At 63.8% G+C, this 14,433-nt stretch carries 9 protein-coding genes and 1 pseudogene; 4 read left to right on the top strand and 6 right to left on the bottom strand.

The window, feature by feature from the left end; translation table 11 throughout:
- Window positions 1-6 precede the first annotated feature (6 nt).
- Together lptG and lptF are read right to left on the bottom strand one after the other, a co-directional pair.
- A complete protein-coding gene (gene lptG / locus ACTIF6_RS07170) occupies window positions 7-1,125 on the bottom strand; it encodes an LPS export ABC transporter permease LptG (RefSeq protein WP_439587279.1) in 1,119 nt (372 codons plus the stop codon).
- Window positions 1,122-2,243 (bottom strand): LPS export ABC transporter permease LptF, encoded by a 1,122-nt coding sequence (gene lptF / locus ACTIF6_RS07165; protein WP_439587278.1) that lies wholly within the window; start codon window positions 2,241-2,243, stop codon window positions 1,122-1,124. The genes lptG and lptF overlap by 4 nt, the downstream gene beginning before the upstream one ends.
- Window positions 2,244-2,268: 25 nt before the next feature.
- Between lptF and ACTIF6_RS07160 the strand changes: the two genes are divergently transcribed.
- The 4 genes and pseudogenes from ACTIF6_RS07160 to ACTIF6_RS07145 all read left to right on the top strand — a co-directional run bounded on the left by ACTIF6_RS07160 (window position 2,269) and on the right by ACTIF6_RS07145 (window position 6,705).
- Complete coding sequence (locus tag ACTIF6_RS07160; RefSeq protein WP_439587277.1) at window positions 2,269-3,780, top strand: leucyl aminopeptidase; 1,512 nt, start codon at window positions 2,269-2,271, stop codon at window positions 3,778-3,780.
- A 22-nt stretch (window positions 3,781-3,802) separates the two neighbouring features.
- Window positions 3,803-4,252 carry a DNA polymerase III subunit chi gene (locus ACTIF6_RS07155; protein ID WP_439587276.1) on the top strand — a complete coding sequence of 150 codons (450 nt, stop codon included), beginning with the start codon at window positions 3,803-3,805 and terminating at the stop codon, window positions 4,250-4,252.
- A gap of 186 nt (window positions 4,253-4,438) precedes the next feature.
- Window positions 4,439-5,626, top strand: a complete 1,188-nt coding sequence (locus ACTIF6_RS07150; RefSeq protein WP_439587275.1) for a branched-chain amino acid ABC transporter substrate-binding protein — start codon at window positions 4,439-4,441, stop codon at window positions 5,624-5,626.
- A gap of 110 nt (window positions 5,627-5,736) precedes the next feature.
- Window positions 5,737-6,705 (top strand): annotated as a pseudogene (locus tag ACTIF6_RS07145) (IS3 family transposase).
- 45 nt (window positions 6,706-6,750) lie between these two features.
- Here ACTIF6_RS07145 and ACTIF6_RS07140 read toward each other — a convergent pair.
- Genes ACTIF6_RS07140 through ACTIF6_RS07125 form a run of 4 tightly spaced genes read right to left on the bottom strand, consistent with a single transcriptional unit; the run spans window position 6,751 to window position 14,421 of the window.
- Window positions 6,751-7,527, bottom strand: coding sequence for an SDR family oxidoreductase (locus ACTIF6_RS07140; RefSeq protein WP_439587274.1), 777 nt, complete (start codon window positions 7,525-7,527; stop codon window positions 6,751-6,753).
- Entirely contained in the window at window positions 7,524-9,035 is a 1,512-nt protein-coding gene (locus ACTIF6_RS07135; RefSeq protein WP_439587273.1) for a GMC oxidoreductase, read from the bottom strand. Before ACTIF6_RS07135 ends, ACTIF6_RS07140 begins: the two co-directional genes overlap by 4 nt.
- Window positions 9,032-9,787: a 4'-phosphopantetheinyl transferase family protein gene (locus tag ACTIF6_RS07130; RefSeq protein WP_439587272.1), complete on the bottom strand. Its 756-nt coding sequence runs from the start codon at window positions 9,785-9,787 to the stop codon at window positions 9,032-9,034. The genes ACTIF6_RS07135 and ACTIF6_RS07130 overlap by 4 nt, the downstream gene beginning before the upstream one ends.
- A complete protein-coding gene (locus tag ACTIF6_RS07125) occupies window positions 9,784-14,421 on the bottom strand; it encodes a MupA/Atu3671 family FMN-dependent luciferase-like monooxygenase (protein ID WP_439587271.1) in 4,638 nt (1,545 codons plus the stop codon). The genes ACTIF6_RS07130 and ACTIF6_RS07125 overlap by 4 nt, the downstream gene beginning before the upstream one ends.
- Window positions 14,422-14,433 lie beyond the last annotated feature (12 nt).

Below are 14,433 nucleotides of genomic sequence, written 5' to 3'. Positions count from 1 at the left end.
GAAGCCCTACCTCCGAAGCACCAGCCAGCCAAAGGCCGCGAGCGAGAAGACCGAATAGATCAGCGCGGGCGACGCGGCGGCCAGCCAGGGTTGCCACTGGTTGAGGTTGCCGATGTAGCCGAAGACGTTGTTGAGCAGGAAGAAACTGATGCCGATCATCACACCACCGAACACGTAGCCGGTGATGCTGCCCGAACGGAAATGCAGGTAGGCGAATGGCAGCGCCAGCACCACCATGACCAGACAGCTCAGGGGATAGAACACCTTGCGCCAGAACTCGATCTCGTAGCGCTGAGCGGTCTGGCCGTTCGCTTCGAGGTGGCGGATGTAGCCGAACAGGTCGGCCGTGCGCATGCGCTCGGGCTTGAGAAGCGCCACCGACACCATCTCGGCATTGATGCCGCTGGGCCAGCGGAAGGTCTCCATCTCGCGCTTCTGGACGCGACCCGAGGCGAGCCCTGCGTTGTCGAACTCGCGGCGCTGCACCTTGCGCAGGGTCCAGGAATCGTCGACCTCGATCTGTCCGGTGGCTGCGTGCAGCGTGGAAACCAGGAAGCCCTGGTTGTTGAATTCGAAGACGCGCACGTTGCTCAGCGCCCCCTGGGCCGACATGGAGCCCACATTGACCGAGAAGTTGCTGTACGGCTGGCGTTCCTTCAACCACGCGCCGGTGCTGCCCAGGCTGATGTTGCCCTGGTAGCGCGCCTTGAGCAGTTGGGCGGTGCGGTCCGAGATCGGCGCCAGGTAGTCGCCGATGGCAAAGGTAAGAACGACGAACACAGCGCCCAGACCCAGCAGCATGCGCAGCGCCCGCCAGGGTCCCAGGCCGCTGGTGCGCAGGATGGTGTATTCCGAGCCCTGGGCCAGGCGCGCCAGCACGAAAACGGCCCCGATCAGCACCGCGATGGGCAACAGTTCATAGATGCGGCTCGGCATGAGCAACGTCACATAGAGCAGGGCGTGCGGCACCTCATACACCAGCTCGGGCATGAGCACAGAAGGTTTGCCCAGCGCGGGCAATTCGTCGACGAAATCGAAGAAGAAGAAAAGCGAAAGAAACGCCACCAGCACGAAGGCCACGGCAGCGAACACTTCGCCGTAGATAAGACGGCGAATGGTCCTCATGCGCGAGCCTCCACGACGGCACGGCGGTTGCGCTGCGCGCTGATCCAGCCGCGCACGCTGAGGTTGAAATGGCGCTTGATGAGCCACAGCACAGTGAGTGTGAAGACACCGCCGTGCAACATGAGCATGAACCCACCCAGGCTGAACAGTCCGCTGGCCACCCAGCTCTGGCCCAGGTTCAGCAGGTTGTAGTAGAAAACGAAAGCGAACAGGGTGAAGAACAGGTTGCCGCCGCGACCTGCTCGTGGGTTGCCGGTCGTGGTGGCCAGTGCGATGAGCACAAAGTTCAGCGACGTCAGCCCCATGCCGATGCGCCAGCCGAGTTCTCCCAGGTTGGCCGCGGTCGGCTCTGTGATGAGTTCCCAGCTGTTGCGCGCCTTGAGCGCCTGTGCGCCTCTCTGGCCCACCGCCGACGTGCCGATCTGGGTGCCGTATTCCTCGAACTCGCTCACGCGCTGACTGCTCTGGTCGGGTGCCGTCTCCAGGCGCTGGCCGTTGTTGAGCATCAGGAACTGCTGGTCCTTCACCCATTCGATGCGACCCGAGCGCGCTGAAGTCACGGTCTCACGCCCGTCGTTCTCGGTGCTCGAGATGAAGATGTTGCGACCTTCGGTGCCGTCGGCCGTGTCCTTGTCGATAAAAAACACACGCCGGCCACTGGACGATTCCTGAAACTGCCCTGGTGCCACGCGTTCCAGATCGCCTCGGCGCTCGAAACGGTCACGCAGGTTGTCGGTCTGCTGGTTGGCCCAGGGCCAGACGAAAAACACACCGAGAGAGATCACCAGAAGGATCGGCCACGAGAAACGCATGACCGGGCCGAGAAAGCCCCCGAGCGAACGCCCGCTGGAAAACCAGATGATCATCTCGCTGTCGCGGTACATGCGCGAGAGCGTGAAGACAATGGCAATGAAGAGCGCCAGCGTAAGGATGGTCGGCATGCGGCCGATCACCGTGTAGCCCAGCACCAGCGCGATCTCCTCCGGGTTCACACTGCCGCGTGAGGCCAGCCCCAGTGTGCGGATCAGCAGCATGGTCAGCACGATGGTGAACAGGACCACCAGCGTGGCCCCGAAGCTGCGCGCCAGCTCTTTGCGGATGGAAGAATGGAATAACATCGATCGAGAACAGGAAAGCACGATTATGGACTTTGAACTCAAATCCCTTTCGCCCGCCCAGGCCACCCAACTCGCCTGCGATGCCCTGCTGGTGCTCGTGCCGGACGCCAGGCCCTCAGGTGATGCTCCCGATGCGCTCAGCCAGCTCGTGGCTCAGGCCACGAAGGCCGGCGACCTCGAATCTGGCGTGGCCAAGCTGCTGGCCTGCTACCGGCCCGAGGGTTTCAAGGCGGCCCGGGTCATGCTGGTTCGTGCTGGCGACGGCTCTGCGGCCTCGGTGCGCAAAGCCGTGGCGGCGGGCGTCGGCGCGCTCCGGCAGCCGGGCATCCAGCGCCTGGGGCTGGTGCTCAGCCTGCTGGCTGCGAGCGACGCGGTGGCTCGCGCAGCGGTGCAGGCCGCTGCCGATGCCACCTACACCTTCACCACCACCAAGCCCTCTGCCAAGGCTCGCGCGCTTCGCCATGTCGTGCTGGGCGTGAGCCAGCCCGCAGCGGTGCGTCAGGGATTCGAGACCGGCAAGGCACTGGTGACCGGCGTCGAGTTTGCCAAGGAGTGGGCCAACCGTCCAGCCAACCACGCCACGCCCAGCATGCTGGGCGATGCGGCGCGCAAGCTGGGCCGTCACGCACGCATCAAGACCGAAGTGCTCGGCCCCAAGCAGGTCGAGGCCCTGGGCATGGGTTCTTTTCTTGCTGTGGCCAAAGGGTCGGCTGAGCCTTTGCGCTTCATCGTCATGCAGTACAGCGGTGCCGCCAAATCCAGTTCGCCTGTGGTGCTGGTGGGCAAGGGGATCACGTTCGACACCGGCGGCATCTCGATCAAACCCGCGGCCGAAATGGACGAAATGAAGTTCGACATGGGTGGGGCCGCCAGCGTGCTGGGCACCTTTGCTGCCCTGGCCGAACTGCAACCCGCCATCAACGTGGTCGGCCTGATCCCTAGTTGCGAGAACATGCCCGACGGTTTGGCCGTGAAGCCTGGCGATGTGGTCACCAGCATGAGCGGGCAGACCATCGAAATCCTGAATACCGACGCCGAGGGGCGCCTGATCCTTTGCGATGCCCTGACCTACGCCGCGCGCTTCAAACCCCGCAGCGTGGTGGACATCGCCACACTCACCGGTGCCTGCGTGATTGCCCTGGGTGGCGTGCGTTCCGGTCTTTTCTCCCCGCGCGACGAGCTCGCCCAGGCCCTCCAGCAGGCCGGTGAAGCCTCGCAGGACCTTTGCTGGCGCATGCCCCTGGACGACGATTACGCCGAGGGCCTCAAGTCCAACTTTGCCGACATGGGCAACGTGGCTGGCCGAGCGGGCGGTGCCATCACCGCTGCCAAGTTCCTGCAGAAATTCGCGCAAGACCTGCCGTGGGCCCATCTCGACATTGCCGGCACCGCCTGGAAAAGCGGTGCCGCGAAGGGGTCAACCGGCCGGCCGGTACCGCTGCTGCTGCAATACCTGATCGATCAGGCATCACTGGACGCCGCGTCGTCCCCTGCGAAGGCAAAAAGAGCAGGTTCGTCCCGCGCGCGCAAGGCTTGAAGCCGGCGCACAAGCCATTGCCATGACCGAAGTGGCCTTTCATTTCAATGCGCCTGACAAGCTGGGCTATGCCTGCCGCCTGCTCAGGAAGGCCTATCTGCGCGGCGCACGCCTGCTGGTGCTGCTCGACGAACCCGATCGTCCCTCGCTGGATGCCGCGCTGTGGACCATGGCTCCCGGCGCCTTCATTCCCCATTCGCATACATCGGACCCTGGTTTTGTCTGGTCACGCTCACCCATTCAGCTCGCCTCCAGCCTGCCCGTTCAGAGCCATGCCACTGTGCTGGTGAATCTGTGCAATGAAGTGCCCTCGGGCTTTGACCGTTACGCCCGCGTGATCGAGGTGGTGACCGGTGGTGATGCTGATCGACAACAGGCTCGCGAGCGCTGGAAGTTCTACAAAGAGAACGGAATCGAACCCCTGCGGCACGACCTGCGGTTGGCGCCTCCTGAATCGCAGATTTCTCACTGAATGCCCCTGTGCATGCATTGCGCTAATGGAGGATTCAATGACGTGATGAGCATTTGGGAAAACCCTCGATCTGCCTTTGACCGTCGAATGACCGCGAAATCCGTGCGTTTTTTGGAGTATCTTTATGGATGTGGAGAAAAAAAAGTTCCCTCCGCATTCCAACACTTACCCTTTCTGAGGAAAACCATGCAACTGAACATCAAACTGGCCGTCATTGCGGCGGCTGTCGCTCTTGCCGCTTGCGGCAAAAAAGAAGAGGCTGCTGCTCCGGCTGCCGCGCCTGCGGCGGCTCCCGCGGTTGCTGCTCAGGTTATCAAGATTGGTCACGTGGGCCCCACCAGCGGCGCCATTGCTCACCTCGGCAAGGACAACGAGAACGGCGCCAAGATGGCGATCGAGGAACTCAATGCCGCTGGCCTCACCATCGCTGGTGCGCCCGTTACCTTCGAACTGCTGGCTGAAGACGACGCCGCCGATCCCAAGCAAGGCACCGCTGCCGCCACCAAGCTGGTGGATGCCAAGGTCGCAGGCGTGATCGGCCACCTGAACTCGGGCACCACCATCCCGGCTTCGCAGATCTACAACGACGCAGGCATTCCTCAGATTTCCCCCTCCGCCACCAACCCCAAGTACACCCGTCAGGGCTACGCCGGCGTGTTCCGCATGGTGGCCGACGACGTGCACCTCGGCGGCACCCTCGGCAAGTACGCCGTGGAGACCCTCAAGGCCCAGACCGTTGCCGTCATCGATGACCGCACCGCCTACGGCCAAGGTGTGGCTGACGAGTTTGAAAAGGGCGTGGCAGCCGCTGGCGGCAAGGTGGTGGGCCGTGAATTCACGAACGACAAGGCAACCGACTTCAACGCCATCCTGACCACCCTGAAGGCCAAGAAGCCCGACGTGGTGTTCTTCGGCGGCATGGACGCCGTTGCCGGCCCGATGCTCAAGCAGATGAAGCAACTGGGCATCAACGCCAAGTTCATGGGTGGTGACGGCATCTGCTCCAGCGAACTGCCGAAGCTGGCCGCCGACGGCATGGGCGAAGAGACCGTGTACTGTGCGGAAGCCGGTGGCGTGGAAGGTGAGCAGAAGGAAGGCATGGACAAGTTCCGCGCCGACTTCAAGGCCAAGTTCGGCGCCGACGTGCAGGTGTACGCTCCTTACGTCTATGACGCCGTGAAGGTCATGGCCAACGCCATGGTCACCGCTGGCTCGGCCGACCCCAAGGTCTACCTGCCTGCTCTGAAGGCCACCAACTACAAGGGTGTGACGGGCAACATCGCCTTCGACGAAAAGGGCGACATCAAGAACGGTGCCCTGACGCTCATGACCTACAAGGGTGGTCAGCGCACGACCATCGCCGTGATTCGCTGATTCAGCGAACCTGGGTTCACTAAAAAAGCCACCTTCGGGTGGCTTTTTTCTTGTATGTGACCCGTCCTGACAGGAGTTGACACCTTTTTGAAAAAGAAAAGGCAGGTCAAATGGAATCAGGCATCAAGCGCACGCAGAGGGATTACACGCCGGCTTTTAAGCTGGGAGTGGTCGTGCAGGTGGAAAAGGGCGAACTGAGCCACAAGCAGGCGCAGGAGAAGTGCGGGATTCAGGGGCGCTCGACGGTGCTGGTGTGGATGCGCAAGCACGGTCGCCAGGGGTGGGGGCGTGCGGCATCATTGGCGGCCAGACTCCTGCACAGCTCACGCCCGAGCAACAGATCAAGGCTCTGCAGGTCCAACTCAAGCAGGCGCAGGAGAAAGCGCAGCTGTTTGAAGCGGTCATCGAAGTGCTGCGCAAGGATCACGGGGTGCGCATCGTAAAAAAGCCTTTGGGCAAGTCCTCGAAGAAGCGCTCGTCCAAGGGCTGAGCGTGAGCAGGGCTTCAGGCGCCACCCCAATCTGCTCAAGGCTGGGGAGCAGCAGGTGCACGCCGCAGGCAGTGAGCAGGTCTGGGTGGCCGACATCACGTATGTGCCCACGGCAGGCAAGTTTGTGTATCTGAGCCTGGTCACGGACGCGTACTCCCGCAAGATCGTGGGCTGGCATGTGCACGAGAGCCTGCAGACCGAGCAGGTGGCGCAGGCCATGAAGATGGCCCTGCGCCAGCGACAGACGAGCCAGCCTCTGGTGCATCACTCGGACAGGGGCATCCAATACTGTTCAAGCCACTACCAGGCGATACACCGGCGTCACGGCATCACCTGCTCGATGACCAATGGCTACGATTGCTACCAGAACGCCCTGGCCGAGCGGGTCAACGGCATCCTCAAGACCGAGTTCCTGCTACAACGCCCTGCCGATCTGAAGCAGGCCCGGCGCATGGTGGCGCAGTCGGTGCATATCTACAACCATGAGCGACCTCATTCATCGCTCAAAATGCAAACGCCCGATGCGGTGCATCGGGCGTCATTGGCCGGCCTCTCCCGGCTTTGTTCTACCGTCCCGGTGTCAACTTAATTCAGGACGGGTCAATGGCCGATCAGGCAAGCAGTCGAACAGGCTTTATGCCTGACTGCGGATATTCAGGCGACGCGCGGTTCGAGATCGCAGAAGAAGCCGATCCTTGATCTTGCCTTTCAGCGACCTGGGCGGCAGCATTTCCATGTCTTGCTCCCAGATCGAACCGTTCAGGGAAACGTCATTCCAGAGCGCCAGTTCGACGCCCCAGCGGGCAGCCGTCTGAGGGTTCAGGCCGTCGGCGATGCCCATGTCTGTAGCCAGCATGCCCGGCATCCAGTCGTTGATGACGATGTCCGGAAAGCGGTCTCCGACATCGGCCCGCAGTGCCCTCGTGAAAATGCGGGCAGCCCCTTTGGACACCGCGTAGGCAGCGCTGGCTGGCAGAGGGGCCAGGTCTGCAAAGGTCGACACGTTCAGAATGCGGCCCTGGCCTGTTTGCACCATCTGCTTCAACGCGGCATGGCTGCAGTTCACCACGCCCCCGAGGTTGATCGCCACACTGTGCATGAAGCTTTGTGGTGTCTCGTCCAGAAAATCGCGGCGTGGGTAGACCGCTGCGTTGTTGATGAGGATCGTGACCGGTGCCAGTTCGCGGGCCAGTCGATCCATGACCGCGTTGACTTCCTCCGGTGAGCTCACATCGACGGTGCAAGGGTGAAAGCCTGAGCCCGCCAAGCGGGCGGTTTCGGCCAGTGCATCCGTGCGTCGCCCGAATCCGGCGACGAGCACGCCTCTGCGGACCAGTTCCACGGCCATGGCCTGCCCCAGTCCGCTGCCGGCACCTGTCACGATCGCAAGGCCTTTGCTCAGGTCAGTCATTGTTTTGTGCTCATCAGATGCGCCACACGCAGTGCGTTGGCCGCAATGGTCAGGCTGGGATTGACGCCGGTGGAGGTGGGGAAGAAGGATGCGTCTGCCACATAGAGATTGTCAATCTCATGGGCGCGGCAATCGGCGTTCAAAACGGAGTTAGTTGGGTCGTTGCCTGAGCGCAGCGTGCCGCAGGGATGTCCGTAGTTGAGCTCCGGGCGCCAGTCAACAAATGTGGGGCGCATTCCCCTGAAAGCCCGTTTGATGGCTTTGCGGAACAGCTTTCGCCTTTGAATCAATTCCGGGTGGAGCGTGTATTCGAATCTAATCTGCAAAGGCTGATCCGGATCGAAGGTGACCCGGTTCTCCGTGTACGGAAAGTCTTCCAGCAGCCCGACGAACAACTTGGCCTGACCCATGGCCAGGGCGGCCAGCCCGGCGGCCATCGGAGCCAATGGGGCCAGCGACCTCAGCGCGGATTCCTGCAGACGCTGCTTGAGAAAATGGGTGATCTCTCCGTAGGATACGTTCACGCCCATGGCTTGCACCATGCCCAGGCGTTGGCCGTTGAGCATGTAAAGATCCCTCAAACCCACGGATTTGCTTGCCTGCGATGGACTGGCTCCACCACGTGGCCAGATGGCGAACATCTCGTTGAGATGGAACATCAGGTGCCGACCAACCTGGTCGTTGCCGTTGGCACAACCGTTTGGCCAGTAGTCGGTGCGAGAGGCCAGCAGCAAGCGGGGGGAGCTCAACGCGCCCGCCGCCAGCACGAACTGCCTGGCGCGCAGCTCAAAGGTGCGACCATCCCGAAGGATCTTCACATGGTTGATGTGATCGGACGTGCCGCCGAAAGCCATGACCTCGGATCGATCCAGCAAGGTGGCGTTCCCAGTGGCCAGCGCAGGTTCAAGACCGGCCGAGCGGCCGTCCATCTTGCACGGACGTGGGCACTTGACTCCCACGCATTCGTGGCACCCTTCCAGGTGGCGGATCGCCGTGTGCAGCCGATAGGGAGTGAGTCCGTTGCGCTGGAGGCCTTCCATGATGGCCGTGTCTGCCGCGTTGGTCGCCTGTGTCGCGCCTTGAACGCCATACATGGCTTCTGCGGCGTCGAACCATGGTTGCATCGCTTGCGCACTGGTGGGCCATCCACCCACAGGGTGGGGCCGCCCTTCCTGATCGTCGAAGTCGTGCGGCTCCGGCCTTTCGAGCGTGGCCGCGTAGAAAACCGAACTGCCGCCGGCGCCACTGCCCAGGGGGGCAAAGAAAACCCGTTGCTTTCCATTGACCGTGGCGTGCACGGGGTCTGGCCAAGCGCCTCTGATCGCGCGTGCCGTCGGGTCCCCCAGGGCTGCATCGAGGCCGTTGCGTTCGGAGCGGATACCCTGCCGGCCCTTTTCAATGAAAAGCACCGATCTGCCACTTTCAGCGAGCGCGCGCCCTGCGGTACCGCCCCCCACGCCCGTGCCGATGACGATCACGTCCCAATCGCGGCTGACGAGTTCGTTCAAGCGGGATTCTCCAGGTTGCATGACACCACATGTTCAGCCAGCGAAGCGGGGCCCATATGTGCTCGGGATGCGCAATAGGCCACCACCCCGCCGTTGAACGAAAAGACATGACCGGTGCAATCGGCAAGCCGATCATGCCCCGCCGCGCCGTGCAGCAGGACCCGGAAATCGGCGCCCCCGGGGATCCATTGCACTGAAACATCCTGGAATTCCAGCAGGGTGCGCCTTTGAGGGTAGTGCCATTTGTAGAACGCCTCTTTGGCCACAAACACCCGCGTGGCGAGCAAAGCCCGAGTGGATGGGCGCTGCGCCCGAATCTGCTGGCGTTCATCTGGGGTGCAGATGATGTCCCACATGAATTCGTCGACGCCTGGTTTCGATTCGATGTCGATGCCGATGGACGTCCACCGGTCCCGCGTGCCAACGACCGCAATGCATACATCGGTCGTGTGCGAGATCGATCCGATCAGGTCTTCAGGCCAACACGGCGAACGGTCCGGATGGGATGGGATGGCGCGAGCAGGTCGATCCAAGCGCCGCATTGCAGTTCGTGCCGCGTGGCGGCCTGCCGCAAACTCGCGCTGGCGGCGTGGAATGGCATGGGCCACCGCGATCTGCTCCTCGGGCCACAGTCCGGCAGGGTCGCCGTCCACACCGGTGCAGACCACGGCCACACCCGAAGCACCGAGCCTGGATTGCAGCTCGGCTTCCAGATTCAGGTGCGTGGTGGTGACGGTGGTCTGCACGATCACCTGGTTTCAGGTGCTGCCTTGCCGCCTCGCATCGCCCGTCGGCGCGACATGGCGTCGGATCGCATCTGCGCACGTTCGGCCGTCTCTGCGGCCACCGCCACCTTGTCCTCCTGGCGGTCGTCGAGGTGCCGCGCCAGGGCAGAAAGGGTCGGGAAGCGGAAGATGTCCGTGATGCTCAGGCGGGTGGAACCGAGAGCTTGACGGATTTCGCGATGGGCCTGGACCGCCAGCAGGGAATGCCCGCCCAAAGCGAAGAAATTGTCCTTTGCGCCGACCTGTGGAACACCCAGTACACGCGCCCAGATCTCGGAGATCTTCAGCTCGATTTCGTTTTCAGGTGCCACAAACACTTCGGTCTTCGCGCGTTGCGTGCTGGCGCTCGGTGCGGGCAGGGCTTTGCGATCGACCTTGCGGTTGGGTGTGAGCGGGAATTCGTCGATGGTGACGAAGTGGGCCGGCACCATGTGTTCGGGCAACTGCCCGGCGATCGACTCGCGCAGTGTGTCGATCTGCAGCCCTGGTTCGGTGCGCAGGTAGGCGACCAGGCGTATGTCGCCCGGGTTGTCTTCGCGCGCCGCCACCACGGCCTGATGCACGCCGGGTTGGCCTTCCAGCACGGCCTCGATCTCACCGAGTTCGATGCGGTAGCCGCGGATCTTGACCTGGAAGTCGGCTCGACCCAGAAAGTCGATGCGGCCGTCCGGGCGCCAGCGGGCCAGGTCGCCGGTGCGGTACATGCGGGCGCCGGCCGGAGCGGCGCAATCGGGGCGCACGAACGGGTCGGCGGGGAAACGCTCGGCGGTGAGGTCGTCGCGCTGCCAGTAGCCACGCGTGACGCCATCGCCGCCGATGTAGAGCTCGCCTGGCACGCCCACGGGCACAGGCTGGCGGTTTTCGTCAAGCACGTACATCTGCGTGTTCGCGATGGGTCGACCGATGTTGATCACCGCATCGCCAGCGCTGGCGGTTTCAGTGGACGACCAGATGGTGGTCTCTGTGGGGCCGTACATGTTTTCGATGGTCGCCGTTGTCACCTGGCCCAGCTCGGCCACCAGCGTGCCGGGCAGTGCCTCGCCACCGATCATCATGAGCTCCACCCGGGACAGGGCGGAACGCGCCTCGTCGTTCATGGCGATCATGCGCGCCATGCTGGGCGTGCACTGCAGATGGGTCACGCCGTGGCGCAGGATCTGCGCGGCGATGGAGAAGTCGTCCTCGGCCACTGTGGTGGGCTGGTTGGTGCGGCGCAGCACCTCGGCCAGCGGCACCAGGCTTTGCAGCACCTGCTCGGTGGGAATGCCGTAGTCGATCAGGCAGGCCACTTCGCCCACGCCGATGCGCTTGAGTTGCTCGACACGGGCCAGGCAGTCGTCCACCGTGCCAAACAGGCCGGAGTCTTCGAAGTAGCGCAGGAAGGCGAAGTCGAGGATGGCGTCCATTTCCTCGTCGTTGAGCGAGCGCAGGTCGAGGTCGAACGGGTTGTTCACGCCGGCCGGCTTCTTGAAGGCGGGGAAGGCCCAGGCGTATTGCTTGATCAGGCCTGCGGCGCTGCGCAGGTAGTCCTTCATGGGCTCGCGTGCCACCGCGCGGGCCTGCTCGCGGTCGCCGGCAATGAAGGTGTGCAGCATGAGCGTGACGGTGAAGTTCGCAGGATCATGGCCGGCGTCGCGCAGCGCCTGGTGGTAGATCTTGATCTTGCTGCCGACCTCGTCCACTGTCTGCCCCAGCAAGTGGGTGAGCACGTTGGCGCCGATGGCACCCGCTTCCTTCCAGGTTTCAGGGTTGCCGGCGGTGGTGACCCACACCGACAGTTCCTTGGACACAGGGCGAGGCTGCGTGACCACGTTGAAGGGTTCGCCGCTGGCGGTGGGGAAGGGCACTGCTTCGCCACGCCAGAGTTTGCGAAGTTGTTCGATGGTGTCGAACATCGCCTTCTTGTTGTTCGGTGGCGTGTTCTGCGGGCGCAGCACGAAGTCGTCAGGTTGCCAGCCGGAGGCAATGGCCAGCGCGGCGCGGCCATTCGTCAGGTTGTCGATGATGGCCCATTCTTCGGCGATGCGCGCCGGGTGGTGCAGCGGTCCCACGCAACTGCCCGCGCGCACGCCGATGTTCTGCGTCACGGCGGCCACCGCGGCACCCGTCACCGAGGGGTTGGGGTAGGGGCCGCCAAACGCGTGGAAGTGGCGCTCCGGCGTCCAAACAGCACAGAAGCCATGCTTGTCGGCGAATTTCGCGCCTTCGAGCAGCAACTCGTATTTTTTGGGGCCCGCACCGTCGTCGTTGCCCCAGTAGTACAGGCTGAAATCGATCTTCTGCGCGGAGATGGGCGTACGTCCACTGGACACGAGTGCGCGGTTCTCGTCGCTGGAGAGCACCAGCTTGAAGCCGCGCGCCAGGGTGTAGAACAGTTCCAGCACCGAGATATCGAACGACAGGCTGGTGACCGCCAGCCAGACGCCGGGCGGGTCGTGGCGGATGCGGTCGTCCATGCCACGGAAGAAGTTGGCCACGTTGCGGTGTTCCACCATCACGCCCTTGGGGCGGCCGGTGGAGCCCGAGGTGTAGATCATGTAGGCGATGTCGGACGGCTGCACGCCACTGTCCGGGTTGGTGTCGGGCTGGGCGGCGATCTGCGCGTCCTGGTCGATCACCAGCACCTGCGCCTGATGGGATGGCAGGCTGACCACCAGGGACGACTGCGCCACGATCACGGGCGCGCCGCTGTCTTCGATGTAGAGCGCCACGCGGTCAGCGGGGTAGGCGGGGTCCAGCGGCACGTAAGCGCCACCGGCCTTCTGGATGGCGAGCGCACCGATCAGCAGCTCCAGCGAGCGCGGCGTGTACAGGCCCACCAGCGTGCCCGGCTTCACGCCCATGCCACGCAGGCGGTGCGCCACGCGGTTGGCGCGCGCGTTGAGTTCCGTGTAGCTGAGCGCCGTGCCTTCGAACACCACGGCGGTGGCCTGTGGCGTGCGCTGGACCTGTGCTTCGAAGAACTGGTGCACACAGGTGCCGCGCTCGTAGTCGCAGCGGGTGGCGTTCCAACCATAGAGCACCTGCTCGCGCTCGGCGCTGGACATGATGGGCAGCAGACCCAGGGGTGAGTCTTGCGCCGAGGCTTCGCCCAGCGCGTCCAGCACCCATTGCAGGCGCTGAGCCAGTTGGGTGGCGGCGTCTTTGGGGAGTCGGGTGGTGTCGTGCCACAGGGTAATGTCGCCTTCAGGCGTGCACTGGACAGTCACGACGCTGCCTTCGATGGCACCGCCCGCGAGCGTCAGCCCCACTTGCGGCACCGACAGGCCCTTGATGGCTGGGTCGCGCACCACGAGGTCCAGCGCAAACGCCGGATGGCGGCGTGCCTGATCCAGGACGGCAGAGCAACGCGCACTGAATTCGGAGAAAGGCGTGTCGCCAGAGGCGGACAGGCGTAGAGGCACCCAGGTGGACAGGTACCCCGGCGCCTTGGGCGCGGCGGGATCGCGGTAGGCAAGATCGAACACGGCCTTGCCGCTCACGCGGGCCACCCAGGCGCCCACTGCAGCCAGCAGGCAGTCACCCGAGAGCGATGCGGGCACCTTCAAGCTGGTCTGGTGCCAGTTGGTCGGGCTTTGGGCTGCGGTTGCCGAGGGCAGGTCGATGGCTTCAGGCGACTGCAGGTTGCGGCGCCAGGTGGCTTCGCCCGCCACCACGCGCGCCATGGCATCCGTGAGGGCCTGCGCCGCAGCGGGGTCCAGCAAGGGCAGGCGCGCGCCGGAGCGGGTGACGGTGGACGGGCAAACCGGTTGACCCAGCATGTCGCGCAGGCCGGTCAAACGCACCGGCACAGTGGCGGTGCCAGCCACCAGGCCTGCCGGTGTGGCCTCGATCACTTCACCAGGCGCGGCGCTGCCAGCGGCAGGTTCGGCCACTGCTCCGGTGACCAGCAGCACCTGGCCATCGATCTCCAACTTCGGGCAGGTCAGCGGATTCCAGTAGGTGCTGTGGTCGAGTGCGCACACCAGCGCCGCCAGGGTGGGGGCGGGCTGTGCGAAGTCGAGCCGCGCTGCGGCGGCGGGGCGATCCAGGCGGGCGTGGTAGCTGCGCTGGCTCAGGTCTTGAGGAGTGCGTTTCAAGCCAGGGCCGCGCAGGTCGGCGAGCAGCTCCGCGAAGCTTTCCATCGCGGCTTCGTAGCAACGTGTGTTCAGGGTGAGCGCGGTTTCGTTGGGCGCCATGTCGAACAGCTTCTGCTTGACGATGTCGCCTTCGTCGATGCCGCCTTCAATGAGGTGCCAGGTCACGCCGTGCTGGCGTTCCTGCTCAAGAATGGCCCACACCGGCGCATTGAGGCCAGCATGCCGGGGCAGCGCGCCATCGTGGAAATTGATGGCGCCGCGTCGCGCCTGATCCAGCACGGCTTGCGGGATCACCGATAGGTTGGCGATGCTGAAGAGCCAGTCGAATTCCAGCCCCGCCAGCCGCTGGGCCAGATCTTCTCCCGGCGTCTCTACCCGCAGGCCCAGGTGCAAGGCCCAGGTGCGGATGTCTGCATTGCGGGTGACCACCGCGCCGATCCGGTCGCCTCCTTGCAGCATGCGTTCGGCGCACTGGATCAGCAGGGACTCGTTGCCCATCACCACACAGGAAAAATTGCTCATGGATGGCTCCGT

The sequence above is a fragment of the Hydrogenophaga sp. genome (assembly GCF_051860785.1).
Lineage (GTDB): Bacteria > Pseudomonadota > Gammaproteobacteria > Burkholderiales > Burkholderiaceae_C > Hydrogenophaga.
The sequence above is the reverse complement of the archived record's forward strand: the minus strand, read 5'-3'. Positions and strand labels throughout refer to the sequence as shown.

What these genes read in the sequence shown, in the direction of transcription:
- ACTIF6_RS07140 (WP_439587274.1), bottom strand. Translation starts at nt 7,527, where the DNA reads ATGACTGACCTGAGCAAAGGCCTTGCGATCGTGACAGGTGCCGGCAGC.
- ACTIF6_RS07155 (WP_439587276.1), top strand. Translation starts at nt 3,803, where the DNA reads ATGACCGAAGTGGCCTTTCATTTCAATGCGCCTGACAAGCTGGGCTAT.
- ACTIF6_RS07150 (WP_439587275.1), top strand. Translation starts at nt 4,439, where the DNA reads ATGCAACTGAACATCAAACTGGCCGTCATTGCGGCGGCTGTCGCTCTT.
- ACTIF6_RS07125 (WP_439587271.1), bottom strand. Translation starts at nt 14,421, where the DNA reads ATGAGCAATTTTTCCTGTGTGGTGATGGGCAACGAGTCCCTGCTGATC.
- ACTIF6_RS07160 (WP_439587277.1), top strand. Translation starts at nt 2,269, where the DNA reads ATGGACTTTGAACTCAAATCCCTTTCGCCCGCCCAGGCCACCCAACTC.
- lptG (WP_439587279.1), bottom strand. Translation starts at nt 1,125, where the DNA reads ATGAGGACCATTCGCCGTCTTATCTACGGCGAAGTGTTCGCTGCCGTG.
- lptF (WP_439587278.1), bottom strand. Translation starts at nt 2,243, where the DNA reads ATGTTATTCCATTCTTCCATCCGCAAAGAGCTGGCGCGCAGCTTCGGG.